Annotated in this window: 30 protein-coding genes; 21 read left to right on the top strand and 9 right to left on the bottom strand. The window is 64.5% G+C overall.

Annotated elements, in window-relative coordinates:
* Nucleotides 1-2: 2 nt before the first annotated feature.
* The 4 genes from KF796_14485 to KF796_14470 form a co-directional block, all read right to left on the bottom strand.
* A complete protein-coding gene (locus tag KF796_14485) occupies nucleotides 3-566 on the bottom strand; it encodes a TetR/AcrR family transcriptional regulator (protein MBX3587841.1) in 564 nt (187 codons plus the stop codon).
* A 64-nt stretch (nucleotides 567-630) separates the two neighbouring features.
* Nucleotides 631-1947 carry a type II toxin-antitoxin system HipA family toxin gene (locus KF796_14480; GenBank protein ID MBX3587840.1) on the bottom strand — a complete coding sequence of 439 codons (1317 nt, stop codon included), beginning with the start codon at nucleotides 1945-1947 and terminating at the stop codon, nucleotides 631-633.
* A gap of 46 nt (nucleotides 1948-1993) precedes the next feature.
* Nucleotides 1994-2257, bottom strand: coding sequence for a helix-turn-helix transcriptional regulator (locus KF796_14475; protein MBX3587839.1), 264 nt, complete (start codon nucleotides 2255-2257; stop codon nucleotides 1994-1996).
* 101 nt (nucleotides 2258-2358) lie between these two features.
* On the bottom strand, nucleotides 2359-3090 hold the full coding sequence (locus tag KF796_14470) for a dienelactone hydrolase family protein (protein ID MBX3587838.1): 732 nt from the start codon (nucleotides 3088-3090) through the stop codon (nucleotides 2359-2361).
* A gap of 85 nt (nucleotides 3091-3175) precedes the next feature.
* On the opposite strand from KF796_14470, the gene KF796_14465 reads away from it, so the two are divergent.
* The 8 genes from KF796_14465 (at nucleotide 3176) to KF796_14430 (ending at nucleotide 9952) form a co-directional block, all read left to right on the top strand.
* Entirely contained in the window at nucleotides 3176-3676 is a 501-nt protein-coding gene (locus tag KF796_14465; protein MBX3587837.1) for a GFA family protein, read from the top strand.
* A gap of 93 nt (nucleotides 3677-3769) precedes the next feature.
* A complete protein-coding gene (locus KF796_14460) occupies nucleotides 3770-3955 on the top strand; it encodes a hypothetical protein (protein ID MBX3587836.1) in 186 nt (61 codons plus the stop codon).
* A gap of 73 nt (nucleotides 3956-4028) precedes the next feature.
* Nucleotides 4029-5225: a PLP-dependent aminotransferase family protein gene (locus KF796_14455; protein MBX3587835.1), complete on the top strand. Its 1197-nt coding sequence runs from the start codon at nucleotides 4029-4031 to the stop codon at nucleotides 5223-5225.
* The gene (locus KF796_14450) at nucleotides 5222-6169 is read left to right on the top strand and encodes a site-specific DNA-methyltransferase (GenBank protein ID MBX3587834.1); all 948 of its coding nucleotides are present in this window, start codon (nucleotides 5222-5224) and stop codon (nucleotides 6167-6169) included. The genes KF796_14455 and KF796_14450 overlap by 4 nt, the downstream gene beginning before the upstream one ends.
* Before the next feature lie 9 nt (nucleotides 6170-6178).
* The gene (locus KF796_14445) at nucleotides 6179-8053 is read left to right on the top strand and encodes an AAA family ATPase (GenBank protein MBX3587833.1); all 1875 of its coding nucleotides are present in this window, start codon (nucleotides 6179-6181) and stop codon (nucleotides 8051-8053) included.
* Nucleotides 8054-8193: 140 nt separating this feature from the next.
* Nucleotides 8194-8739 (top strand): hypothetical protein, encoded by a 546-nt coding sequence (locus KF796_14440; protein MBX3587832.1) that lies wholly within the window; start codon nucleotides 8194-8196, stop codon nucleotides 8737-8739.
* Nucleotides 8740-8950: 211 nt separating this feature from the next.
* Complete coding sequence (locus tag KF796_14435; GenBank protein ID MBX3587831.1) at nucleotides 8951-9301, top strand: DUF1428 domain-containing protein; 351 nt, start codon at nucleotides 8951-8953, stop codon at nucleotides 9299-9301.
* 9 nt (nucleotides 9302-9310) lie between these two features.
* Entirely contained in the window at nucleotides 9311-9952 is a 642-nt protein-coding gene (locus KF796_14430; protein MBX3587830.1) for a glutathione S-transferase family protein, read from the top strand.
* Nucleotides 9953-10124: 172 nt separating this feature from the next.
* Here KF796_14430 and KF796_14425 read toward each other — a convergent pair whose 3' ends face one another.
* Together KF796_14425 and KF796_14420 are read right to left on the bottom strand one after the other, a co-directional pair.
* Nucleotides 10125-10931, bottom strand: coding sequence for a hypothetical protein (locus KF796_14425; protein MBX3587829.1), 807 nt, complete (start codon nucleotides 10929-10931; stop codon nucleotides 10125-10127).
* A gap of 71 nt (nucleotides 10932-11002) precedes the next feature.
* The gene (locus tag KF796_14420) at nucleotides 11003-11281 is read right to left on the bottom strand and encodes a DUF4389 domain-containing protein (protein ID MBX3587828.1); all 279 of its coding nucleotides are present in this window, start codon (nucleotides 11279-11281) and stop codon (nucleotides 11003-11005) included.
* A gap of 90 nt (nucleotides 11282-11371) precedes the next feature.
* Between KF796_14420 and KF796_14415 the strand changes: the two genes are divergently transcribed.
* From KF796_14415 to KF796_14405, 3 genes are all read left to right on the top strand, one after another.
* Entirely contained in the window at nucleotides 11372-11626 is a 255-nt protein-coding gene (locus KF796_14415) for a hypothetical protein (GenBank protein MBX3587827.1), read from the top strand.
* Between the two features lie 11 nt (nucleotides 11627-11637).
* On the top strand, nucleotides 11638-11859 hold the full coding sequence (locus tag KF796_14410; protein ID MBX3587826.1) for a DUF3820 family protein: 222 nt from the start codon (nucleotides 11638-11640) through the stop codon (nucleotides 11857-11859).
* A 170-nt stretch (nucleotides 11860-12029) separates the two neighbouring features.
* Nucleotides 12030-12566, top strand: a complete 537-nt coding sequence (locus KF796_14405) for a DUF1579 domain-containing protein (protein MBX3587825.1) — start codon at nucleotides 12030-12032, stop codon at nucleotides 12564-12566.
* Here KF796_14405 and KF796_14400 read toward each other — a convergent pair.
* Nucleotides 12544-12876, bottom strand: a complete 333-nt coding sequence (locus KF796_14400) for a hypothetical protein (GenBank protein ID MBX3587824.1) — start codon at nucleotides 12874-12876, stop codon at nucleotides 12544-12546. The genes KF796_14405 and KF796_14400 overlap by 23 nt on opposite strands.
* A 197-nt stretch (nucleotides 12877-13073) precedes the next feature.
* On the opposite strand from KF796_14400, the gene KF796_14395 reads away from it, so the two are divergent.
* The 9 genes from KF796_14395 (at nucleotide 13074) to KF796_14355 (ending at nucleotide 21618) form a co-directional block, all read left to right on the top strand.
* Nucleotides 13074-13745, top strand: coding sequence for a response regulator transcription factor (locus KF796_14395; protein MBX3587823.1), 672 nt, complete (start codon nucleotides 13074-13076; stop codon nucleotides 13743-13745).
* A gap of 72 nt (nucleotides 13746-13817) precedes the next feature.
* Nucleotides 13818-16358: a hybrid sensor histidine kinase/response regulator gene (locus tag KF796_14390; GenBank protein MBX3587822.1), complete on the top strand. Its 2541-nt coding sequence runs from the start codon at nucleotides 13818-13820 to the stop codon at nucleotides 16356-16358.
* A gap of 115 nt (nucleotides 16359-16473) precedes the next feature.
* On the top strand, nucleotides 16474-16989 hold the full coding sequence (locus KF796_14385; GenBank protein MBX3587821.1) for a glycine zipper 2TM domain-containing protein: 516 nt from the start codon (nucleotides 16474-16476) through the stop codon (nucleotides 16987-16989).
* Between the two features lie 13 nt (nucleotides 16990-17002).
* Nucleotides 17003-17278 (top strand): PepSY domain-containing protein, encoded by a 276-nt coding sequence (locus tag KF796_14380; protein ID MBX3587820.1) that lies wholly within the window; start codon nucleotides 17003-17005, stop codon nucleotides 17276-17278.
* An 18-nt stretch (nucleotides 17279-17296) separates the two neighbouring features.
* The gene (locus tag KF796_14375; protein ID MBX3587819.1) at nucleotides 17297-17968 is read left to right on the top strand and encodes a response regulator transcription factor; all 672 of its coding nucleotides are present in this window, start codon (nucleotides 17297-17299) and stop codon (nucleotides 17966-17968) included.
* A complete protein-coding gene (locus KF796_14370; GenBank protein MBX3587818.1) occupies nucleotides 17965-19302 on the top strand; it encodes a HAMP domain-containing protein in 1338 nt (445 codons plus the stop codon). Before KF796_14375 ends, KF796_14370 begins: the two co-directional genes overlap by 4 nt.
* Nucleotides 19303-19416: 114 nt before the next feature.
* Nucleotides 19417-19770, top strand: a complete 354-nt coding sequence (locus KF796_14365; GenBank protein MBX3587817.1) for a hypothetical protein — start codon at nucleotides 19417-19419, stop codon at nucleotides 19768-19770.
* Between the two features lie 48 nt (nucleotides 19771-19818).
* Complete coding sequence (locus tag KF796_14360) at nucleotides 19819-20676, top strand: phytanoyl-CoA dioxygenase family protein (protein MBX3587816.1); 858 nt, start codon at nucleotides 19819-19821, stop codon at nucleotides 20674-20676.
* Nucleotides 20677-20754: 78 nt separating this feature from the next.
* On the top strand, nucleotides 20755-21618 hold the full coding sequence (locus KF796_14355) for an SGNH/GDSL hydrolase family protein (protein MBX3587815.1): 864 nt from the start codon (nucleotides 20755-20757) through the stop codon (nucleotides 21616-21618).
* Nucleotides 21619-21658: 40 nt separating this feature from the next.
* Here KF796_14355 and KF796_14350 read toward each other — a convergent pair whose 3' ends face one another.
* A complete protein-coding gene (locus KF796_14350; protein MBX3587814.1) occupies nucleotides 21659-22120 on the bottom strand; it encodes a MarR family transcriptional regulator in 462 nt (153 codons plus the stop codon).
* Nucleotides 22121-22167: 47 nt separating this feature from the next.
* On the opposite strand from KF796_14350, the gene KF796_14345 reads away from it, so the two are divergent.
* On the top strand, nucleotides 22168-22908 hold the full coding sequence (locus KF796_14345) for a siderophore-interacting protein (GenBank protein MBX3587813.1): 741 nt from the start codon (nucleotides 22168-22170) through the stop codon (nucleotides 22906-22908).
* A 7-nt stretch (nucleotides 22909-22915) separates the two neighbouring features.
* On the opposite strand, the gene KF796_14340 is transcribed toward KF796_14345, so the two are convergent.
* Nucleotides 22916-23626, bottom strand: a complete 711-nt coding sequence (locus KF796_14340) for a Crp/Fnr family transcriptional regulator (GenBank protein ID MBX3587812.1) — start codon at nucleotides 23624-23626, stop codon at nucleotides 22916-22918.

Genomic DNA, 23626 nt, shown 5'->3' with positions numbered 1-23626 from the left:
GCTCAGGCGGCCACGGCCATCCAGGCGCCGTGTTCCAGCGCGGCACGCACCTTGGCTGGCACGGCGGGCACCGGCTGCGTGACCCAGTGGCGGGTGAGTGACATGGCTGGTGAGAACACCAGCGCCAGCCACACGGGGAAGGGCATGCTGCGCATGTCGCCGGCCTCCACGCGCCGGGCAATCCACGCGGCCAGCGCGCCAAAGCCCTCGGCGTTGGCGGCCTCGCGCTCGCTGCCGCCCGCCTGGCGCAACTGGTCGAGCAGGCGGGCGCGCTCGGGGTTGTGCTCCACCCAGTCGATGTAGGCGCGGATCAGGCCCTTGACGCCGCTTTGCGCCGTGGCGCGCGGGGTGATGGGCACCAGCAGCGTGGCGTGAAAGTCGCGCAGCGTGTGGGCGTACAGCGCATCGGCCAGCTGCGCCTTGGTGGGAAAGTGGTGGTACAGGCTGCCGTTGCTCACGCCGGCTTGCTGGCGCACCTGGTCCATGGAGGCTTCGGCAAGGCCCTGGGCCAGAAACACCTGGGCGGCGGCATCGAGCAGGCGCAGGCGGGTGGGAATGGGTTCCATGACTAGAGTATTACTCCAGAGCAATGCTCTAGTCAAGCGCCCGAGAGCGCAAGCCCCGAAAGCGTCAGGCCAGCTCGTCCACAAACAGGCTGGCCTGCGCCCGCATCCCCTGGTCAATGGCCTCAAACACCGGCAGGGGAAAGCCCGCAGGCAGCAGGGCGCGCGCCTCGGCCAGCGCCTGCGGCACCTGCAGCACCAGCCCCACCATGCGGTCAAACGCATCGGGCACGCCGCTTTGCAGCGCCAGTGCCTGCCAGTGGCGGGTGTGGATCTCGTGCAGGTGGTAGTGGGCATTTTTGCCGCGCAGGGCCATGGCCAGCTTGGCGCGGCGCGGGCTGACCATGTTGGGCTCGTTGCCGATGATGGGCCAGGCCGACAGCACGTCATACAGCGGCGTCATGCGGTAACCGCCGCCGCGCTCCAGGAAGATGGAGAAGTTCTTGGCGTGGCCGTCCGTTGCCGCCATCAGCCAGAAGGCCAGCAGCGTCTGCACGAAGGTGAGTTTGTCGTTGGGGGCAGAGTTGCTGTTGTCCAGAATGCGCAGCACGTCTCTCACGCCGGGGCCGCCGTCTGACTCGTACTTGCGCGAGCCCGCCACTCCCAGCGCCTGGCAGAAGTCTTCCTGGGGCAACCGGGCCAGCCAGGGCGCCTTGCCGGGGGGCTCCTGCAAGGTGCGGTCAAACCGCTCGACCACCAGCACCTTGCGTTGGCCAAACCGGGCGATTTCGCACGGGGCAACCGGCATCCCCAGCAGGGCCAGCAGCTGGGCGCACAGCCATTCGTTTTCAACAGAGTCGTGCATGTCGGCGCGCACGTTGCCCACCAGACCCAGCGGGAGCTTGAAGATATGGGTGGTGGGCGTGGCGTTGAGCGGCTTGCACCACTGGTTGCCATGCCAGAGCAAGGCGGTTTTTTCCTGGGCGCCAGCGATGGAGATGCGAAAGTCGTCGTCAGACGGCTGGCCCAGAACACGCGCGCCGCCCACGGCGTTGTTGATCATCTGCTCGACCCCGGCGTCGTCCAGCGGCGTGGCGTCGATGCTCTCCAGGCCCTGGGGGACCTGGCCGTGTGGCAGCAACTGCACGGCCCCCACGCAATCGCGGCCCAGTGCGGCGAGCAGGGCGAAGGTGTCGGTGGCGCCGTGCGTGAATTTTTCGGCCATGCGCCGGCGGATGGCGTCGCTGTCTGGCAGCAGGTTGTCGAACCAGTTGCGCACCACGTCGCCACGGTGCGGCACGTTGTCTGGCGTGAAGGGCAGCGAAAGCGACAGCCATCGCCCGGCGGGAGACGCAAGCCATTCCGCGTCGTATTGAAAACGGTGCTCTGCGTCAGCAACCGACCAGACCCCCACGCGCTGGCCATTGATCCACACGCCCAGCATGTTGCTGCGCGGGTCGGTGCGAGGGCGGCGAAACGTCACCATGCGCCTACCAGGTGGGTGTGTAGGGTGCAGCGGCTGGCTCTGCCACGCGGTGTGCCGGGGGCTCTTCAATCACCAGCCGGCAACCCATGGCCGACACCATGCGGGATATCTGGTCAAACGCCGTGACCTCTGGCGTGGCCTCGATGCGGGCAATGCGCTTCTGGCTGACGCCCAGCATCTGCCCCAGCTGGGTTTGCGTGAGCCCGCGCGACTGGCGCAGCGTGCGAAGAATGGTGCGGAGCTGTTGGGGCGTGTCGACGGGGTACATGACTTACTACCTTAATGGAGTTAAGTGATATTACTCCTTAAAAATAGTTAAATCAAATAACTCCTCAAGAGTAGTTTTTGCAACTTATCCCCCATCAGCGATCAAGCCAGCGTCCGCCCGAACAGGCTGAACAACCTCTCCCAGTGCCGCTCGGCCGCTGCCTGGTTGTAGATGCCTTCGCGCCTGGGGAACACAAAGCCGTGCTCCACGCCCGGGTACCACTCGATGCGGTGGGGCGTGCCGGCGGCCAGCAGCGCGTCTTGCAGCGTCTGCACCACCTCGGGCGGGGCCCACTTGTCGGTCTCGGCGCAGGCAAAGTAGCTCTCGCACTTGACCAGCGGCGCCATCAGGTGAGGGGAGTCGGGCTTGTCAGTCACCATCTGCGCGGGGTGAATGGCGGCAATGCTCCTGATGCGCTCGGGGAAAGCCGCCGCGGCCGCCATCACAAAAGGCCCGCTCATGCAGTAGCCCACCGCGCCCACCCGCGTGGCGTCGGCCGCGGGCTGGGTCTGGGCGTAGCGCAGCATGGCATCGGTGTCGCGCACCATGAGCGCGCTGGTGAGCGACGCCATGTGCTCATACATCTGCGTGGCTTCGGGCTCCTTGCGCTCGCGCAGCCAGAAGTCGCGCGAGCGGCGGTAATACAGGTTGGGCAGCACCACAAAATAGCCCACGCTGGCCAGGCGGCGCGCCATGTCGTGCAGCTCTTCGCGCTTGCCCAGCGCGTCCATGTAAAACAGCACCACGGGGAAGGCGCCGCCCTCTTCGGGGTGGACCACAAAGGTGTTCATCGCGCCGTCGGCGGTGGGGATATCGATGTGATGTTCAATCATGCTCAGGCTCGTCAATGTGTCAGCGCGACAGGCTAGCACGGCCGCGCTAAAGTGCGCAGGAAACATCCCGCCACGCCCCCAACCCATGCCTGACACCCAAGCCCCCGAAGGCGGCTGCGACTGCCGTTACCTGCGCTACCGCCTGGCCAGCCAGCCCCTGTTTGTGCACTGCTGCCATTGCCGCTGGTGCCAGCGCGAAAGCGGCGCCGCCTTTGCGCTCAACGCCATGATCGAGACCGACCGCCTGCAGCTCACGGCCGGCCAGCCCGAGATGGTCAACACGCCCTCGGCCAGCGGCAAGGGCCAGCAGATTGCGCGCTGCCCGCAGTGCCGCGTGGCCGTGTGGAGCCACTACGCCGGCTCGGGCCCCGTCATGGCCTTTGTGCGCGTGGGCACGCTGGACGAGCCCGACGCCTTTCCGCCCGACGTGCACATCTTCACCGCCACCAAGCAGCCCTGGGTGGTGTTGCCCCCCGGCACGCCCGCCGTGGCCGAGTTTTATGACCGCGAGGCCCTCTGGCCCGCCGACAGCCTGGCGCGCCGCGCGGCCAAGCTGCCGGAGATTGAGGCCTGGCAGGCGCGGTAGTCAAACATCCGCGCCATCGCATGTGACGGCGTTGCGGAAGAATCAGGGGTTTGGCTATTCTGTGCAAATTCGCAATCTAGTACGGGACTTTCCATGACCACCGTCACATCCGCTAAAGCACAAAACCCTCCCGGCTCGCAGCCTGATGCCGATCAGTGCGAGCCGATGGCCTTGAGTGCCTTTGAGGCTTGGAGCCAGCGCGCCAAGCAGGCGGCTACCCCTGCGGCCGAAGCGTTGACCGAGCAGGACATCGTTCAGCTCGTACGTGAGTCGCGATGAGCGTGTTGCGCCAAGTCTGCGCGAGAATGCCAGCTGTCACCCCTGAACCCTGAACTCTCTGAATACCATGCCCATCCCCTTCGCCAAGCGCCTAGACAACGTAGAAACCTCCGCCATCCGCGAACTCTTCAAGCTGCTGGGCAAGCCCGGCATCATCAGCTTTGCGGGGGGCTTTCCAGACAGCGCCATGTTTGACGTGGAAGGCCTCAAAGAGGCCGCCAACAAGGCCCTGACCGAAGAGCCCGGCGGCGCGCTGCAATACGGCGCCACCGAGGGCTACAACCCCCTGCGCGAGCAGCTGGCCGCCTTCATGGGCACCAAGGGCGTGGGCGTCAACCCCGACGGCCTCATCGTCACCACCGGCAGCCAGCAGGCGCTGGATCTGCTGGGCAAAACCATGATCGACCCCGGCGACAAGGTCATTGTGGAAGGCCCCACCTTTCTCGCCACCATCCAGTGCTTTCGGCTGTATGGCGCCAACCTGATCAGCGCCCCGGTGGACGCCAACGGCGTGGACACCGACGCGCTTGAAAAACTCATCGCCGAGCACAAGCCAAAATTCGTTTACTTGATCCCCACCTTTGGCAACCCCAGCGGTGCCATGCTCAGCCTGGCGCGCCGCAAGCGCGTGCTGGAGCTGGCCGTGAAGTACCAGACCCTGGTGGTGGAAGACGACCCGTATGGCGACCTGTACTTCAACCCCGACGCACCGCCCCCCCCAAGCATCCTGAGCCTGTCGAAGGACGTAGCAGGAAGCAGGGACTGGATCGCCCATTGCGGGTCCTTGAGCAAAGTCCTCAGCCCCGGCCTGCGCGTAGGCTGGATGATTGCCCCGCCCGAGCTGCTGGCCAAAGCCACCATGTGCAAGCAGTTCAGCGACGCGCACACCAGCACCTTTGCCCAGGCCACCGCCGCGCAATACCTGAAAGCCGGCCGCATGCCCGCCACCCTGGCCAACGTGCGCAAGGTGTACGGCGAGCGGGCGCGGGTGATGGGCGAAAGCCTGAAGCGCGAGCTGGGCGACGCCATTGAATTCACCCAACCGCAAGGCGGCCTGTTCTTCTGGGCCCGCCTGACGGGCGCCGGCGGCAAGCTGAAAGATGCCGCCGAACTGGCCAAGCGCGCCATCGAGCTGGGCGTGGCCTTTGTGCCCGGCGCGCCGTTTTACGCAAGCAACCCGGACATGAGCACGCTGCGGCTCAGCTTTGCGACGGCGGATGTGGAGAAGATTGAGGAGGGGGTGGGGAGGCTGGGGGCGGCAGCTAAATGACTATTGATGAACACAAAGCTAGCGCGAAACGACCGATGAAGAAAGCCAGACAGGGGCACGAGCTCGCTTCCCAGCCAACAGATGAAGAAACTTCGCATCACCGAAATGGCCGCACGATTACTGAGTGGCAAGGTGTTGCGAATATGCCTTGGCGGCTTATCAATGGACCGGCTAAGGACTCTTTAGATCTGCTCGAGGACGAGTCGGTCGACTGCATTGTGACTTCGCCACCGTACTTCTGGTTACGTGATTACAAGGTGGACGGTCAAATCGGACTCGAAGACAGTGTCGAGGCGTATGTCGCGGCAATCAAGGAAGTGATGGAAAAAGCAAGGCATAAGTTGAAGGCAGAAGGCGTTCTGTTTCTTAACTTAGGCGACACATACTATTCCGGGAAGGGCCAGCCACACGGTGATGATAAGAAGAGCTCAAAGCGCCGTTTTGGGTTGCGGGCTGTTGATAAAAGCGGTGGTCTTGGGATTGGGCTTCAAAGAAAATCGACTATTGGCATCCCTTGGCGGGTTGCACTCGCAATGTGTCTAGATAACTGGGTATTGCGATCCCCGATTATTTGGCATCGAGAAAATTGTCTTGTTGAGCCGACAGCTAAAGACAGGCCAAGTCGGAGCTACGAGTTCGTGTTTATGTTCGTTAAGTCTCGCAAGTACTTCTTTAACAAAAGTCAGCTCCCCGACGACAAGTGGGCGGAAGACGTTTGGAGTATTGCTGCGAGGCCGAACATAAGAGGCAGCTTGGAAACGGCTCCTTATCCAGATGAACTAGTGGAGCGTTGCCTAACAGTGGGTTGCCCGCCTGGAGGCACCGTCCTTGATCCGTTCTGTGGGAGTGGGACGACGCTCCGCGTTGCGTTAAAACATGGACACCCTGCGATCGGCATCGATCTAAACAGAGACTTTTGCGACTATGTTCGAAAAAACCTGTAGAGATTCAACATGACCAAGTATTTGTCGGCCGGGCGCGTCAGAGAATGCATTAATCATCTGAGTGCGTTCCATATTTTTTTTGGTACTACCTTTCTTGTGATGACAAAGAGTAGAGTGCCGGTAGGAACGGTGGGTCGCCTATCCCTAGACGCTGAGAATCGTCTGCACCTTCAAAAATACTTTAGGGTGCATCCAAAATCGGACTGTTTTTTTACCCCGTTCCAAGTCAAAAAAAGTGAGGGTAGATGGAGGGCTCCGAAGTACGCATCCACGTCGCTTCAGGCAATCAATACTCAAGGCTTCTCAGAAGCGATTCTTCACAAGAAGAATGAAAATCTGTGGGGGTGGGCACCGAAGTATCACGAAGTTCTCGTCGAGAAATTGCCTCGCGACGGACGGAAGATCTCTCTGCTAGATATGGCCATTTGGTTTGCGCGTGAAGAGCCCTTTTCAGACAGTGTTACTACCACTGACTTAATCGATTGGTTCGTAAAGCTATTTAATCTACGCAATGTCGATATTGACAAGCTTTTTACCTGGCCGTCGAAGCATGACTTGCAAACAAGCATTTGGGACACTACTCCGCCGCGTTGGGATGACTTAGTTGAGGAGTTTGGACTTCCGGGCGACGTGGCCCCGCAAGGCGGAGCAATCTTGCAGTCGTTGGAGTTTTCGAATATTGGACCGCCAAAGAAGCTTAGTGCTAGTTTGGCTCCGCGCTTAAATGTTCTGACCGGCGACAACGGACTGGGAAAGACCTTTTTCCTTGATGTGGCATGGTGGGCCCTAACCAGAACTTGGGCTGAGCACATGCTTGTTCCATTGGAGCCTGTTGCCACACCTCCGCAAATCAGATTCTCAGTCTCGAACGGCGCAAATCAGAAGCCGGTCGAAGCCGAGTTTGATGCGAACAAAGGCGTTTGGAAGGTTGCTGCTCCTTCCGCTATATCGGGACTTGTGGTGTATGGACGAGTCGACGGGTCCTTTGCTGTTTGGGACCCTGCGAATCCAGCCATCGGTGGCAGAGACAGCCGAAGCGCCCCTTCGGTCGCTAGCTTTACCCGAGAAAGCGTTTGGACAGGCGATGACAAGGTCGAAGGGCTTTTGCGCGATTGGGTTAGGTGGCAAACGCGGGCAGACGAATTCCCGGCGTTTGAAACGTTCAAAAAGGTCGTGCAGCGGCTAAAGCCGCCCGAGCTGGGCGAGTTCGAAATAGGGCGTCCGCAAAGGGTGCAGGGGTGGTCAATGGAGATTCCGAGCCTTGTACATTCGTACGGCACGGTTCCTGTCATTTACGAATCTGCAGGCATTAGGCGCATCCTGACCCTCACTTATCTGATCGTATGGGCTTGGGAAGAACACAAGATTCAAGCGCGGGCGGCCGGGCGCAGAGAGGAGCGGCAGATGATCATTCTGTTGGACGAAGCAGAAGCACATCTTCATCCTCGTTGGCAGCGCGTACTCTTGCAAGCCCTGTTAGGTATCAGCAAAGACTTGCATGAGGAACTCTCTATTCAGTTCATTCTGGCGTCCCATTCACCCCTGCTTCTGGCCTCAGCAGAATCGGTTTGGAACGTAGAAGAGGACAAGCTATTCCACCTACAAATAGACAAGGATGGGGAAATTCGGTTTGATTCGATAGAGTTCGAGATATTGGGAAGCGTGGATTCATGGTTGCGTTCCCCGTCATTCGACAACTTGCACCCCGGTTCTGAGTCCGCCGAGCAGTCCTTGGCAGAAGCGAAGGCGCTGATTGCCGAGAAGAATCCTTCCCGCCAGCGGATTCGAGAGGTGTCGCGAAGTCTCGCGAACAACGTCGCTGCCGATGATCCATTTTGGATGCGTTGGATGATTTTCGCGACTCAAAACGAAGTTGACTTGTGATAAATGTGCCCCTCCCCATCGCTCCGGCTCATTACGTGCCACGCGTGAGGACTCGCGGAGCAGCTTTTCTTGCGCGAACACCCATACCAACTAAGGCGCAATGGCGGCGACATCGGTACTGGCGAGAAATCCATCAAGATTTGTACGCCTCGCTTGGTGGAATTTGCTCCTTCTGCGCAACGTTTACGCCATTTCGATCGGGCTCTTCAGGCGTCGACCACACTTCAATTGATCACTTCGTACCGAAGGCGCTGAACCCGGCACTTGCCTATGAGTGGACAAATTTCAGGCTTTGCCGGGCGCGACTCAACAATCGAAAAGACCAGTTCCAAGACGTTGTGGATCCTTACGTGGTGACTACCGGAGAATTCCAGATAGATTTCACAAACTTTTTTATCGTGCCGAAAGCGACTTTGAGTGCTCAGAGGAAGGCGGAGATACTGCAGTGCTTGGTTAGGCTCGAGCTGAACACTGATGACGCCTACGTAAATGAGCGTGCGAGAGCCATTTTCAGTTATGCCGAAGGAAAGTTACCGGCCGCTAAGATTGCACAGTACTTTCCATTCATAGCAGGCGAGCTGATTTCGCAGAACTTTGACGTCAATTTTCTGCCTACTTATCGCCGCGTACTTGCTTCCCCGGGGGCCAGAGCTGCTCTGGTCGCGCAAGGAGTCATCGATCCTTGAGGCGACCTGACGAAATGCACTTGGTCCGCTTCTGACCGTGGCGGTAATTCTCTTCAAGTTGGGAGGGAGCAGGTCAGCACAATGCGCACAGTTTGCGCTCCTTCCTGCTACTAATTTCATAGCTGCTAGTGCCCGCCCGTCTTGGACTCCAGGCCGATTTCATGCTTAATCTGCTCTGAACCGTTCACTTTCGAGGAGATTTCTCATGGCCCTGCATTACGTCGATGGGTTCGTCACGCCCGTCCCCACCGCCAGGCGCGACGAGTACCTGCGCCATGCGCAGGAGGTGTCGGTGATGTTCAAGGAGCATGGCGCGTTGCAGGTGGTTGAGTGCTGGGCCAACGACGTGCCCGAGGGCAAGCTCACCTCGTTCTCCCTGGCCGTGCAGCGCAAGAGCGATGAGTCGGTGGTCTTCTCCTGGGTGGCCTGGCCCTCCAAGGCCGTGCGTGATGAGGGCTGGGCCAAGGTGATGGCCGACCCGCGCATGCAGACTGGCTCGACCCCGCCGTTTGACGGCAAGCGGCTGATCTACGGCGGCTTTGAAATGATCCTCAACGCCTGAGCTCACCCCATGCTCACCATCCACCACCTGGGCGTTTCCCAGTCTGAACGCGTCGTCTGGCTCTGCGAAGAGCTGGGCATCCCTTACCAGCTCAAGCACTACACGCGCGACCCGGTCACGCGGCTGGCGCCGCCCGATCTGCGGGCCCTGCACCCGGCGGGCACTGCGCCGGTGATGGACGATGGCGATGTGCGCATTGCCGAGTCGGGCGCCATCGTGCAATACATCATCGCCAAATATGGCGATGGGCGTTTGGCGCTGCCGCCCGGTCACCCGGACTTTGCGCAGTACCTCTACTGGTTCCACTTTGCCAACGGCAACCTGCAGCCGCATCTGGGCCGCAACCTGGTGCTCAACCGCATTGAGGCGGCCAGGGGCCACCCGGCGCTGGCCTCGGCGCAGGAGCGGGTGCAGCGCGCCCTGGCCATGGTTGAAACGCGCCTGGCCCAGGTGCCCTGGTTTGCGGGCAGCGAGTTCACGGCGGCCGACATCATGAACGTGTTCACCCTCACCACCATGCGCTACTTCCAGCCCTGGGACTTGAGCGGCTACCCCCATCTGCTGGCCTACCTGGCCCGCGTGGCGCAGCGCCCCGCCTACGTGGCCGCCATGGCCAAGGGCGACCCGGGCATGAAGCTGCTGCTGACTTGAGGCGGGCGGGCACCTTTGCTACTAAATTGCTAGCTGGAAGTGGCTGCCGGTATTGGACTCCAGGGTGATTGGGTTAAAAACCTTGTCGGAAATGCCCCTTGGTGGCATTGCGCGCGCGGCAGCAGGCCGCCCCGTCCTAACCCATGGCAGAGCCCGCAATCCCGCTCGCACCCTACACCCAGTTCTTCTTGACGCTGTTGCAGGAGCTGCAAACCGGCGCCAGGTTCAGCACGCTGTTCATGCACGCATCAAAAAGATGCAGCTTGGCCGCGTAGTGGGCCAGGCTGTAGAACAGCGCGCCCTGGTCATTCAGGGTGTACCGTTCCTTGCGGAAGGAGTCAGAGATCTTGAAGTCCTTGTCGGCGGCTGAAAATGCCACGCCGTGCGTTTTCGCCCACTGCAGTTGGCCGTGTTTGGCGAAGACACCTTTGGTTCCATGGGCGTCCTTCAGGGTCAAGGAGTAACCGGGGCATCCGCCCAGCACCTTGGACACAGCGGCAAATGTGCCTCCTGACTGCGGCATCTTGTGGTCCACCGTCAGCAGATGCCGGGGAACCACATAGCCGCAATAGTGGCAGGGCCCGCCGAGGGTGGTTTCCTTGCCATAGTCCCAGCCCACAACCTTGGGGAAATCATAGGTGTCGATCCGGTAGACCTTGCGCCAGGCGTCATGGTTGAACGCGTCCGTGTAGGCATTCAGGGCAAAGCTCTGGATGAAGTCGGAGATGGCCTTGACGTCCGAAAGCTTCAGTTTGGCGGTGACAAACATCCCCTTGTTGAGCGTGAATTCAGCGTCAACGATGGACGTCGGGTCGAACAGCTTGGTCTGAAAGCTGTACTTGATCGAGTACTCAGAAGAAATGTCCCTGTGACCCGTCCCCTCGATCCTCAAGACCTTCACGGACTGCCAGCGCATGTTTCGTGCAATGGTGTTGGTGTCGAGGAGCAAAAGCTTGATTTGATCGTGGATGTAGCTCATGAGGTATCTGTGACAGGCGATACACAAGCCGCGAGTTTAAGTTGCGGCCCGGCATGCCGCCAGCGGCTCCCTCAATCCCCCGCCGGCCAATCCGCAAACGGAAACGGCGCCTCTTCGCTCGCAAAGGTCAGGAAGCCCGTGACCTGGGCCAGGTAGCGCCCCAGGCTCTGACCAAAGCGGCGCAGCCGCGCATTGGGGCCGCCGGCAAAGGCGGCCAGCACCAGCTGCAGCAATGCGATGGCGCCCAGCACCCACGCGCTGAGCTGGAAAGCAATGGCCATCAGCAGCATCATCAGGGTGCGCATCCACAGGCTGCGCGGCACGGTCATGGGGTAGGTGGGTTCGGTCATGGGGGCCTCCGTTTCAGTGGCAAAACGCCATGGTGCACCTTTTGCATGTCGCCGGGTTTGACCAGGCTCAGAGGCCCCTAAGATGGCGCCATGCCAGAAGCCACCATCACCACCCGCACCTACAAGCTCTTTCCCTCGCCGCGCAACCAGCACCGCGAGATTTTTGAGCACGAGGTGTTTGTGCCGCACCCCTACGCGCTGATCGACCTGCCCAGCTTTTATCTCAAGGGCAAGTACAGCCTGTTTGCGGCGCACCGGCTGGCCGACGGCAAGAACGGCCAGCTCGTGACGTTTGAGCTGGCAGCCGATGCTGCCACGTTCAACGCGAAGTTTGTGCCGGACTGAGTGCCGTGGACCTGAACCCCGACGCCCTGCAACTGCTGGTCACGCGCGAGATGCCCTTTGGCAAGCACAAGGGCACGCTGCTGGCCGACCTGCCGGGCAACTACCTCAACTGGTTTGCGCGCGAGGGTTTCCCGCCAGGCGAGATCGGCCGCCTGCTGGCGCTGATGCACGAGATCGACCACAACGGGCTCAAGGACCTGCTGCGGCCCTTGCGGCAAGGCAGGCCCCGATAGTTTTTGCTACCAGATTGCTAGCGCAAAGTGACCGCCAGTCCTGGACTCCAGGCCTGTTTGGTTCAAATCTGTCAGCAGGGTTGGCGTTGGGGCGTCTTGGTCCACCCATGGACCACCTGCTCGCCCTAGGATCGGGCCATCTTTCATTCACGCCAGATGGCCAGCAGCCCATGAACACTTCAACCCAGCACAACGGCGCCCAGGACTTTGACTTTTTCATCGGCCAGTGGCGCGTGGCGCACCGCCGTCTGCGGCAGCGGCTGGCGGGCTGCACGGACTGGGACGAATTCGCCGGCACCACCTCGGTTCGCAAGGTGCTGGGCGGGCAGGGCAATGTGGACGACAACTTTCTGGACCTGCCCGGCGACCCGTACCACGCGGTCACGCTGCGCACCTGGGACGCCGCGGCGCAGCAGTGGAGCATCTGGTGGCTCGACGGCCGCGCGCCGGGCGGGCTGGACGTGCCCATGCGTGGCCGCTTTGAAGGCGGCGTGGGCACCTTTCTGGCCGCCGACCAGCACGCGGGCCAGCCCGTCACGGTGCGGTTCCTGTGGACGCAGCCCGCGCCCGATGCCCCGCGCTGGGAGCAGGCGTTTTCCACCGATGGCGGCGCCACCTGGGAAACCAACTGGGTGATGGATTTCAGCCGCCTGGCCCAGGGTCCAGGCGATCAGCCCGGGCCCGTCAGCACTTGCCGGCTGCCTTGAGCAGGGCGTTGCAGGCGCCCGTGGGCTTGCCTTGCTCGCCGGCCGCTGCGCCCCGGCCCATGGGCGAACAGATGGCGTCCGAGTTGGGCGTCTGCCCAAAGGTCATGGCCTTGACGAAGGTGGTGGGCGAATAGAGGTAGCAGTGGTAGACGGCGCCGCTGCGCGTCTTCACGGTGTAGTTGATGCGTCCACCCGATTCCTCGGTCCTTTCGGAAATGGTGAATGTCCCCACCGGTTGGCCGACGGCATTTGCAGTGCGCTGGTCCAGGGTGCTCTGGTCGATCGTGGTGGCGCAACCGCCCAGGCCCATGGTGGCGATGCCCGCGCAGAGCAGGGCGGCACTGGCCCGCAGGCTCGCGTTCAAGAGGTTCTTGCTGTTCATTGGCAGTATTCCTTGGTTGTCAACAAAGTAGTCTCTGCGATCGGCAAGGCCCAGTGAACCCGACCAAGGTAGGGTGCAGGGCACCCGCCACCGGGGCCAAATGGCCATACGATCCATGCATGGCCATGAATCTCCATCCGCCCGCATCGGCCGGCGCCGTCGTCCTGGATGACCACCCTCTGGTGGGGCGCGGCATTGCCCAATACCTGCAATCGGCTCACCCGGAACTGGCCGTGACCGTGGTCGCGCAGTGGCGCGAGGTGCTGGAGCTGCTTCAGACCCAGGGCTGCCCGCGCATCCTGGTGGCCGACGTCTGGCTGGCCCAGGGCCACTGCCTGCAGGACCTGCAGCGCTGGTGCGTGGAGTGTCCCGCCTCGCCCTGGCTCGCGCTCAGTGGCGATGACGACCCATCGCTTCAGGAGCGCGTGCGCGCCGCCGGCGCCAGGGGCTTCGTGCACAAGCAGGCGCCGCCCGAGTTTTTCGGCGCGGCGTTCTCCGCCGTGCTGGAGGGCGGGCAGTGGTTTGCTGAGCAAGACCCACCACTGCCGGCCTCTTCTTCGCCCAGGGAGTGGGCGGTTTCCCCGGCGGAACTGGGGCTCACGCCCCGGCAGGGCGAGATCCTCTGGCTGGTCATGCGCGGCCTTCCCAACAAGCACATTGCGTCCAGGCTGGGCATTTCCGAGAGCACGGTCAAGGAGCACGTGACCGGCATTCTGGACAGAATGGGTGTGCGCAGCCGCGTGGAAGCCATCACCCGGCTTCGCGGCCGGCGGATGCTGTTGCCCAACGGCCAGTGAGAGCCCGTGAGAAAGTCGCCTTCGCAGCATGACCGCATTCACCCTGGTTCCGTTGAACTCAAAATCACAGCGATGAAAATTGCCCGCTACTGGCTGGCCTGGTGTTGCGCCTGCTGTCTGGGCGTGCCCGGCATGGCGTTGGCACAGGAAGTCGAGCTCAAGGCCCTGGACGCGTTGCAAACCCTGTCGTACAAGGACAATGCCCGCACGCTCAAAGAGCTTGAGGCCAAGGCGCAGGCCTTTGAGTCGTCCCCGTTCCCTGAAGTGCGGCGGACCTACCTCAACACCCTGATCGGCGCCGAGTTCGACGCCGGGCATACCGATCAGATCCGGGTGGCGATCGACAAGCTGCTGGCGCTCTCAAAGGCACAGCACGATGACATCGGCATGGTGCTGGCCAACACCGCGAGCGCGCATCTTCTGGGCTCCGCGGGCAAGACCGAAGAGGCCTTTGCCCTGCTCAAGGAGGTGGAGCCCATGGCCTTGCGCACCGGCGACCCCGAGGCGCTCTGGATTTTCCATCTGGTGCAGGCCGGTCTTCAGGCCAGGGCCGGCAGGTTCGAGCCGGCGCTGGGCAATGTGCTGAAGAGCATGGAGTTTGCCAGGCGCCGGCCCACGCAGGCCCAGGCGTCCGTGCTGCGCGCCCAGGTCCATCTGGGGCTGATCTACCTGTACATGAAGAATCCCAAGGAGGCGCTGAAGGCCATTGATGAGGCGCAGTTGATCGCCCAGAACCTGGGCGCCTCGCAGATCCTGGGCACCTTGCATCTCAACCGTGGCTTCGTGGCGTCTTCAATGGGTCAGCAGGATGCAGCGCTGCAGGCCTATCAGGCCGCCCTGAAAGTGGGCAATGAATCGGCGCTGGCCGGCCTGCAGGCCGCGGCGCTGAACAACACGGGGGACATCTACCTCATCCGCAAGGACTATGTCAGCGCCGAGCCCATCGAGCGACGCGCCCTTGCCAAATACCAGGAGGCGGGTGACTTTGCCGGCGCCGCCCTGTCCCGGGCCAACATGGGCTTTGCCATGATGGGGCAAGGGCGCATTGCCGAAGGCGTGGCCGAAGTGAAAGCGGGGCTGAAGTTCCTGGAGGCGTCGGGTGCGAAGACCATGGAGGAGATCATTCTCGAAGAGCTCTCCCGCATGTATGAGCAGGCCGGCATGTTCCGAGAGGCGGTCGAGACGGTCAGGGCCCAGCAGGCGTTGTCCAGGGACCTGTTCCGGGCGGACCGTGAAAAAACGGTGGCCGCCTTGCAGGCGCAATACGACTCGGTGCAACGCGAGAGGCAGATCGAGGCCCTGGCGCACGAGAACAGCCTGAAGGATGCCGAGATCAACAACCGCCGCCTGCTCCAGACGGCCACCATCATCGGCGCCACGCTGACGGTGATGGCCGGCGGCTTCATCTTCGCGCTCTACCGACGGGCGCGCCTGGCCAACCGCGGGCTGCATCACGCCAATTTCCTGACCGGGGAGGCTCTCAGGGAGAAGAACCTCTTCCTGGCCACCGCCAGCCACGACCTGCGCCAACCGGTTCACGCCATGTCGATGATGGTCGAGGCCCTGAGCCTGCGCAACCATGACCCGGCCCTGGCGCCCCTTTTTGTGGATCTCAAAAGCAGCATGGGCACGATGAGCGAGCTGCTCAACTCATTGCTCGACCTGTCCAGGCTGGAGGCTGGCAGCGTCAAGGCGCGTTCAGTCCCGGTGGCGCTGGCGCCGCTGGTGCGAGGCGTGGCGACGATGTTCCGCGAGCAGGCCAGCATGGGGGGGCTGAAGATCCGGCTGCGCGTCCCCGAGCGCCCTGCGGTGGTCATGGCCGACCCCGTACTGCTGCGCCAGGCCCTGGTCAATCTTGTGCACAACGCCATTCGCTACACCGAGCGTGGACAGGTCATGATCAGCATCCGCCAGCGTGGCGGCCACTGGCTGGTGGAAGTGTGGGACACCGGCATCGGCATTGCGGCCGGAGAGGACCAGAAGGTGTTCAGCCCCTATTACCGCAGTGAAGGTGCCTGGCGTGCCGACAGCGCCGGCCATGGCCTGGGTCTTGCCGTGGTGGAGCGGTGCGCCAGGCTCATGGGCGCCAGCTACGGGTTCAAGTCGCGCCTGGGCAAAGGCTCCCGCTTCTGGCTGCAGATGGCCGCCACCGATGCGCTCCCTGACGTGGCCACGGCTGCCACCGAGCGTTTGCCAAGGCCGGATGCCGGCGCTTTGGAGCCGCTGGCGGGCCGCTGCCTGGTGCTGGACGATGACTTTCACGTCATCGCTGCCTGGAAGGCGATGCTGGAAAGCCAGGGTATTGACGCCCGCTTTGCCACCGATGGCGCCGAAGCGGTGCGTCATGTCGAGCAGGGCTTCATCCCCGATGCCATTTTTTGTGACCAGCGGCTGCGCTTTGGCGAAAGTGGTTTTGACGTCTTGCGCGAGCTGCTCTCGCGGTGCCCGGGTGCCAGCGGCGCGATGGTGAGCGGGGAGCTGCATTCAGATGAGCTGGAACAGGCGGAGGCTGAAGGCTACCTGGTCTTGCGCAAGCCCCTGGACCTGGTGGCGCTGCAGGCCTTGCTGCAAAGCTGGCTGGTCCGCAGGGCGCCGGCCCCGCTTGACGCCTAGAGGCGGCAGGAGCCAGCCCTGAGGGCAGGGCGCGCCGCTATTTTGGTTTCGTTCAGCCAGCGTTCACGCAGCCGCCGGCAAGATGCCTCCCATACCAACCGAAAGGGGCATCCCCATGAAACGTCTTGCCATCGCTCTTGTCTGCACCGCCGGCGCGTTTGCCGCCCAGGCCAACACCTTTTTTGACACCGCGCGCGTGCGCAGTGTCGAGCCGCAGTACGAAAACGTCACCGTGCCACACGAGCAGTGCCGTGCCGACTGGGTCACCGAGCCGCGCCGCGTGAGCAGTGGCGGCCCCAACATGGGCGGCGTCATCGTGGGCGCGCTGGCCGGCGGCGTGCTGGGCAACCAGGTGGGCAAGGGCACGGGCCGCGCCGCCGCCACGGCGGTGGGCGCGGTGGTCGGGGCCATGGCCGGCGACCGCATTGCCGGGCGCGACCGCTATGAAGACGTGCCGCCCGCCGCCCGCCAGGTCACGCGCTGCGAGACGGTGAACGAGGTGCAGTCGCGCCTCACGGGCTACCGCGTGTCCTACGACTACCGCGGCCAGACCTACAGCACGGTGATGCAGGAAAACCCCGGCCCCAACCTGCAGGTGCGCGTGTCGGTGGACCCGGTCATCCGGCGCTGAGACCGGTAGTAGGATGGCGCCTGTGCCGACCTCTTCGCCTTCCCGCCTGATCCGCAGCGCCTGCGCCGCCGTCTGCGCCACCTTGCTGCTGGCGTCGGCGCCTGCGTGGGCCGACGTGGGCCGTGACGAGGCCGCGGCCGCGGCCCGCCAGGCCAGTGGCGGTGGCCGGGTGCTGTCGGTGGACCGGGCGCGCGGCGGCGATCGCGCAGTCTGGCGCGTCAAGCTGGTCACGGCCGGCGGCGAGGTGCGGGTGGTGCTGATCGACGCCGCCACCGGCCGGCCGCTCTAGCCGGGCCGTTCATTCACGATGCGCCTGCTGCTGATCGAGGACGACGCGCCGCTGCGGCTGTCGCTGGCGCTGCGGCTGGAGGGCGACGGCTACCGGGTGGACCAGGCGGCCGATGGCGAGGACGGCCTGTTCCAGGCCCGCGAATACCCGGTGGACCTGGCCATCGTCGACCTGGGCCTGCCCAAGCTCAACGGCCTGACCGTGGTGCAGCGGCTGCGCGAGGACGGCAAGACCATTCCCATCCTCATCCTCACGGCGCGCGGCAGCTGGCAGGACAAGGTCACGGGCCTGGAGTCGGGCGCCGACGACTACCTGGTCAAGCCCTTTGAATACCCCGAGCTGGCCGCCCGGGTCAAGGCGCTGCTGCGCCGCTCCATGAAGGCCGCCAGCGATGTGCTCAGCGTGGGCCCGCTGAGCCTGGACATTCCGGCCCAGGCCGCGCGGCTGAACGGTGCGCCCATGGACCTCACGGCATTTGAATACCGCGTGCTCGAGTTCCTGGTGCGCGAGCGCGCCCGCGTGGTCAGCAAGCAGGAGCTGGCCGACTACCTTTACCCCCACGACGAAGACCGCGACAGCAACGTGCTCGAGGTGCTGGTGGGCCGCCTGCGCCGCAAGCTCGACCCGCAAGGCACGCTGGCCCCGATCGAAACGCTGCGCGGGCGCGGCTACCGCTTCACCCTCGAATGAGGTGGGACACCTCGTCCATCCGCACGCGGCTGGTCCTGGGGGCCGCGGTGGTGCTGGTGGCCTTCATGGCCGTGGCCGGCGTGGCGCTGCAAAAAGCCCATGCCGACAGCGTGCGCGCCGCCCATTACGCGCGGTTGCAAGGCACGGTGTACCTGCTGCTGGCCGGCGCCGAGCTGGACCCGGCGGGTGCCCTGGTGATGCCGGCCGAACTGGCCGAGCCGCGCCTGTCGCTGCCGGGCTCGGGCCTGTATGCCAGCATCTTCAACGTGGCGCGCGGCGAAGCCTGGGAGTCGGCCTCGGCCGTGGGGCTGACGCCCCCGTATGAACGCGACGTGCCGGTGGGCGAGTGGCGCTACGACACGGTGCCGGGCCCTGGCGGCGCCTATTTGTCGGCCAGCTATGGGGTGCGCTGGGCCGGGCAGGGCCGGGCCGCGACGCGGCTGGTGCTGTCGGTGGTGGAGGGCAGTGCGGCCTTTGACCGCGAGACGCGGGTGTTCCAGCGCACGCTGTGGGCCTGGCTGGGCGGCGCCGGCCTGCTGCTGCTGCTGTCACAGACCTTGCTGCTGCGCTGGGGCCTGCGCCCGCTGCGCCAGGTGGCGCAGGAGATCGAGCGCATCGAGCATGGCGAGCAGGCCGAAGTGCAGGGCCGCTACCCCAGCGAGATTGCCGCGCTCACAGGCAACCTCAACACCCTGATCAAGCAGGAGCGGGTGCGCCAGACCCGCTACAAGGAGGCGCTGAGCTACCTGGCCCACAGCCTCAAGACACCGCTGGCCGTGCTGCGCAGCAGCCTGGCCCAGCCCGCGCAGCTGGCCACCACGGTGGCCGAGCAGGTCAGCCGCATGGACCACATCGTGGCGCACCAGTTGGGCCGTGCCGGGGCCAGTGGGGTAGCGCGCTTTGCGCCCTACCTGGCGCTGGCGCCGGTGGTGCAGCGCATTGCCGGTTCGCTGGCCAAGGTCTATGCCGACAGGCAACTGGCCTTCACGGTGGATTGCCCCCCCGATGTGAACTGGCGCATTGACGAGGGCGACGCCTTCGAGATGCTGGGCAACCTGCTGGACAACGCCGCCAAATGGGCCCGCCAGCGCGTGGCCGTGCGGCTGTGGCGCGAGGCCGGGGCGCTGCACATCCGCGTGCAGGACGATGGCCCCGGTTTCACCGACACCCAGGCTATCCTGCAGCTGCACGTGCGCATGGATGAAAAGGTGCCGGGCCACGGCGTGGGCCTGGCCGTGGTCAACGATCTGGTGGCCAGCCACGAGGGCACGCTGGCGCTGGGGGCCTCGCCCTGGGGCGGGGCGCAGGTGGACATCGCGCTGCCCGCGGCCTGAAACACGGCGTTACGCCTGCCAGGCCCCCGTGGCCGGACTTTCTTGCATTGGTTCAGTTTGCGTTCATGCACCGGGGCGCACCATGGGAACCATACCAACCCAAGGAGCGTTTGAATGAACCGCCTGATCTCCCTCAAGTCCATTGCCGCCGCGGCCGTTGTGCTGGGCGCCTTCGGTGCCGCCACCGCCGCGCATGCGCGCAGCGACGTGCAGTTCTCGATCAGCCTGGGCACGCCCGGCGTCTATGTGCAGCCCGCGCCGGTCTACGTGCAACCCCGCCCGGTGTACGTTCAGCCCCGGCCCGTGTATGTGCAGCCGGCCCCGGTCTATGTGCAGCCGTATTACGGCCATGGCTGGCGCTACCCCCATGGCCACCACGCGCGCGCCCGTGGCCCCTGGGGTGACGCCGACCGCGACGGCACGCCCAACCGCTACGACCGCTTCCCGACCAATCCGTACCGCCATTGATCAGCGGCGGGTTCAGCCGTCAAAATAGCCTCCACACAGGAGACAAGCATGGCTGAACCGACCGCGGGCTTCGATGCCGCCGCGCACCTGCAGGCGCTGGACGCGCAGGGCTACACCATCATCGCGGACTTCTTGTCCGCGAAGCGCCTGCAGCAGGTGCGCGAGGGCCTGGCCCCGCACTTGAGCAGCCATGCCGGGCGCAACAACTTCGAGGGGTTCCAGACCGAGCGGGTCTACACCCTGGTGGGCCGCGGCAAGGTGTTCGAGGCCATCGCCGAGGACGCCCGCGTGCTGGCCCTGCTGGACGCGCACCTGCAACCGGGCTACCTGCTCACGGCCAGCCAGGCCATCTGCATCTACCCGGGCGAGACGCCACAGCCCATTCACTTTGACGACGTGTTCTACCCGCTGGCGCGCCCCCGCGCTTCGGTGAGCTTCAGCACCATCGTGGCGGTGGACGCCTTCACGGCCGACAACGGCTGCACCGAGGTGATCCCGGGCAGCCACCGCTGGAGCGACGCCGATATTGCCGGTGCCTACGACGGCCGCGACGCCAACGCGCCCATGCCGCCCGCGCTGGCGAGCCAGCTGGTGCCCGTGGTGATGCCGGCGGGCGCCTGCATCGTCTTTCACGGCACGCTGCTGCACCGCGGCGGTGCCAACCGCAGCCAGGCGCCGCGGCTGGCGTTCTCCAACCAGTACTGCCAGCCCTGGGCCCGCACGCAGGAGAACTTCTTTCTTGGCGTGCCGCCCGCGCTGGTGCGGGGCATGTCGCCGCGCCTGCAGACCCTGCTGGGCTACGAGATCCTGCCGCCCTTCATGGGCCACGTGACCGCCTCGCACCCCACCAAGGTGCTGCGCGAGGATTACCGCAACGTGGTGGCCGCGCAGCCGCGGGTGGGGTAGGGCGCTGCGCCTCCTGCAACTGGAGGATGCGCGCCGGGCGGGCCAGCCCTACCATCCGGCTTTTTCAAGGGGCTTGGCATGGCATCAGAAGTGGTCAGGGGCATCGACTTTCCGGCGGCGCTGGACGCGGGGCTGGCCCCCGAGCAGTTCCACCGCCGCTTTCTGGTCGAGGGCGATTCGTGGATGGACCGCAGCAGCCTCTGGCAGCCCTCGCTGCCCGACAGCCTGGCGGCGCACTACAACCTGCATCCGGGCCAGGGCAATGTGCTGCTGGTGAGCATTGCGCGGTTCGGCGACACCATCGACAACATGGGCCGCACCGAAAGCGGCGAGTTTGGCCTGTGGCTGCAGACCAGCTTCAACCAGTGGAAGTTTGACGGCGTGTTGCTCAGTGGCGGCGGCAACGACATCATCGACGCCGCGCGCGACCCGCAGCCGGGCGAGGGCATCCTGCGCAGCTTTGCCACGGGCCCCGCACCCGCCAGCGCGCAGGACTGCATCAACCTCGACGCGCTGGGCGACCTGGTGGCCCAGCGCATGGATCCGGGTTTTCTCAAGCTCTATGACGCGGTGCAGGACAGCCCGTGCAAGAACATCCCCATCTTTCTGAACGACTACGACTTTCCCACGCCGCGCAACGCGCCGGCCACCCAGGGCGGCAAGAGCTGGCTCTATGAAGCCTTTGTCAAGAACAGCATCCCGCCCGCCATGTGGCAGGAGCTGACCGATTTGATCTTCATCCATCTGCAGATGACGATTGCCTCCTGGACCCAGGGCCGCCCCACGGTGCGGCTGGTGCCCACCTCGGGCACGCTGGTTCCCGCGGAGCCGGGCACCACGGGCAGCAGCAACGACTGGCTCAACGAGATTCACCCCAACACCTCGGGCTGGGTCAAGCTGGCGCGGGTCTGGCACAAGGCGATCCGCGAGGTGTTGCCCTGAGGCGGTGAACGCCCCGGTCCTCTGCGCGCCCTCCGCGCATTCAGGCCAGATTGGCCTTGACCTGACGCAGCAGCACGGCCAGTTGTTCGCGCTCAGCCGGGCTCATGCCGGCCACGGCCTGGGCGCTGAGCCGACGGGCCTGCAGCGCCAGCGCGCGCTGCACGGCGCGGCCCTCGGCCGTGAGTGACAGCCGCAGGTTGCGCTTGTCGTCTTCATCGGCCTGCGCCTGCAGCAGGTTCTTCTCGCGCAGGCCCTTGATCAGGCGGGCCAGCTGGGCCTTGTCGCGCCCGCTGTGCTGGGCCAGGTCGCTCTGCGTGGCACCGGGCCAGCGGCCAAAAAACGCCAGCACCTTGCCGTCCATGTGGGTGATGTCATGCGGCCCGTCGCGCAGGAACTGGTACTGCCGCGAGCGGTAGTCGTGCATGACGGCGTGCACCAGCTCCAGCACGTCGGTTTCAGGCGTGCCGGTTTGATGGTTGACATTATCAACTGATTGGATCATGATAGATGACATTATCAATCATTCAGATCCACTGGACCCTTCAAGCCATGACCCCAGAACTGTCCCCCAGCCGCGTGCAGCGCGTGCGCCATGAACTCAAGCGGCGCGAGCTCACGGTGGCGCGCGTGAGCGCGCCGAGCCCGCATTTCCGCAGCATCACCTTCAGCGGCGACTCGCTGGCCGACTTTGTGAGCGCGTCGTTCGACGACCACGTCAAGTTCATCCTCAACCCCGGCAGCGACGCCATGGTGGCGCGCGACTACACGCCGCGCCGCTTTGACGCCGCCGCGCGCGAGCTGACGCTCGAGTTCGCGCTGCACGGCGATGGCCCCGTGGCCGACTGGGCCGCGCAGGCGGCGCCGGGCCAGCAGGTCATGGTGGGCGGCCCGCGCGGCTCGTTCATCATCCCCACGGACTACGACTGGCATTTGCTGGCCGGTGACGAAACGGCGCTGCCCGCCATCAGCCGCCGGCTCGAAGAGCTGCCCGCAGGCGTGCGGGCGCTGGTGCTGGTGCAGCTGGGCGACGCGGCTGACCGGCGGGCCCTGGCCAGCGCGGCCGATGTCCAGGTGCAGTGGCTGGATGCCAGCCAGAGCCTGGCCGCCGCCGTGCGCGCGCTGGCCCTGCCCGGGGGCGAGGGCTATGCGTGGTGCGCGGGCGAGGCCGCCACCATGGCCGAACTGCGCCGGGTGCTGGTGGAAGAAAAAGGCCACAGCCGCCACGCCATTCGCGCCGCGGCCTACTGGAAGCGCGGCGCTGTCGCGCACCATGAAAACCTGGAAGGCTGAGGCCTTGTTATCGGGGGCGCTGGGGTGACGCTGCCACTGCCTGGGTGTGCGCGAGCAGACTGCCCTGCTGGCGCCGCAGTCCGAACAGGTCCTTGATCGTGAGTTGCCCGCGCTGGCTCTTGATGAAACCGTCGGCGACCAGGCCCTGGATCAGGCGCGCCACCACTTCCCGGGTGGTGCCCAGGTGCCCCGCCAGTGTTTGCTGCGTGGTCTTGAGAACCCCTTCTGACGAGGCGTGCAGCAGGATGTGGTGCACCAGCCGCTGGCGGTGGTTGCAGGAGTGAATGGCGTCCAGCTCGGCCATGAGCCGGAACACCAGTGACGACAGCGCGTGCACGGTCAGGTCCTGGATGGCGGTCTCATGGGCAAACAGCTGGCGGTACAGCGGGCCCGGAATGATGGCCACGCGGGTGGCGCCTTCGGCCTGCACCCAGGCCGGGTAGAGCAGGTCGTTGAACAGGCAGTTCAGGGCCAGCACGCAGGTCTCGCCGGGGTTGACGGTGTACAGCGTGGCCTCGGTCCCGGTGGGCGTGACGGTGTACACGCGCAGCCGCCCCGCCAGCACCACATAGGCGCCCGATGCCGGCTGGCCCTTGTGCATGATGCTCGCGCCCGCCGGCGCATTCTGGCGCAGGGCGCCCTGGTTCAGCAGGCTGCGCGCGCCGGCGCTCAACCTGCTGAAGGGCTCAAACAACGCGAGTTCACCCAAGGCCTGCAT

The sequence above is a fragment of the Ramlibacter sp. genome (assembly GCA_019635435.1).
Lineage (GTDB): Bacteria > Pseudomonadota > Gammaproteobacteria > Burkholderiales > Burkholderiaceae_C > JAHBZM01.
This window is presented reverse-complemented; position numbering and strand designations above follow the sequence as displayed.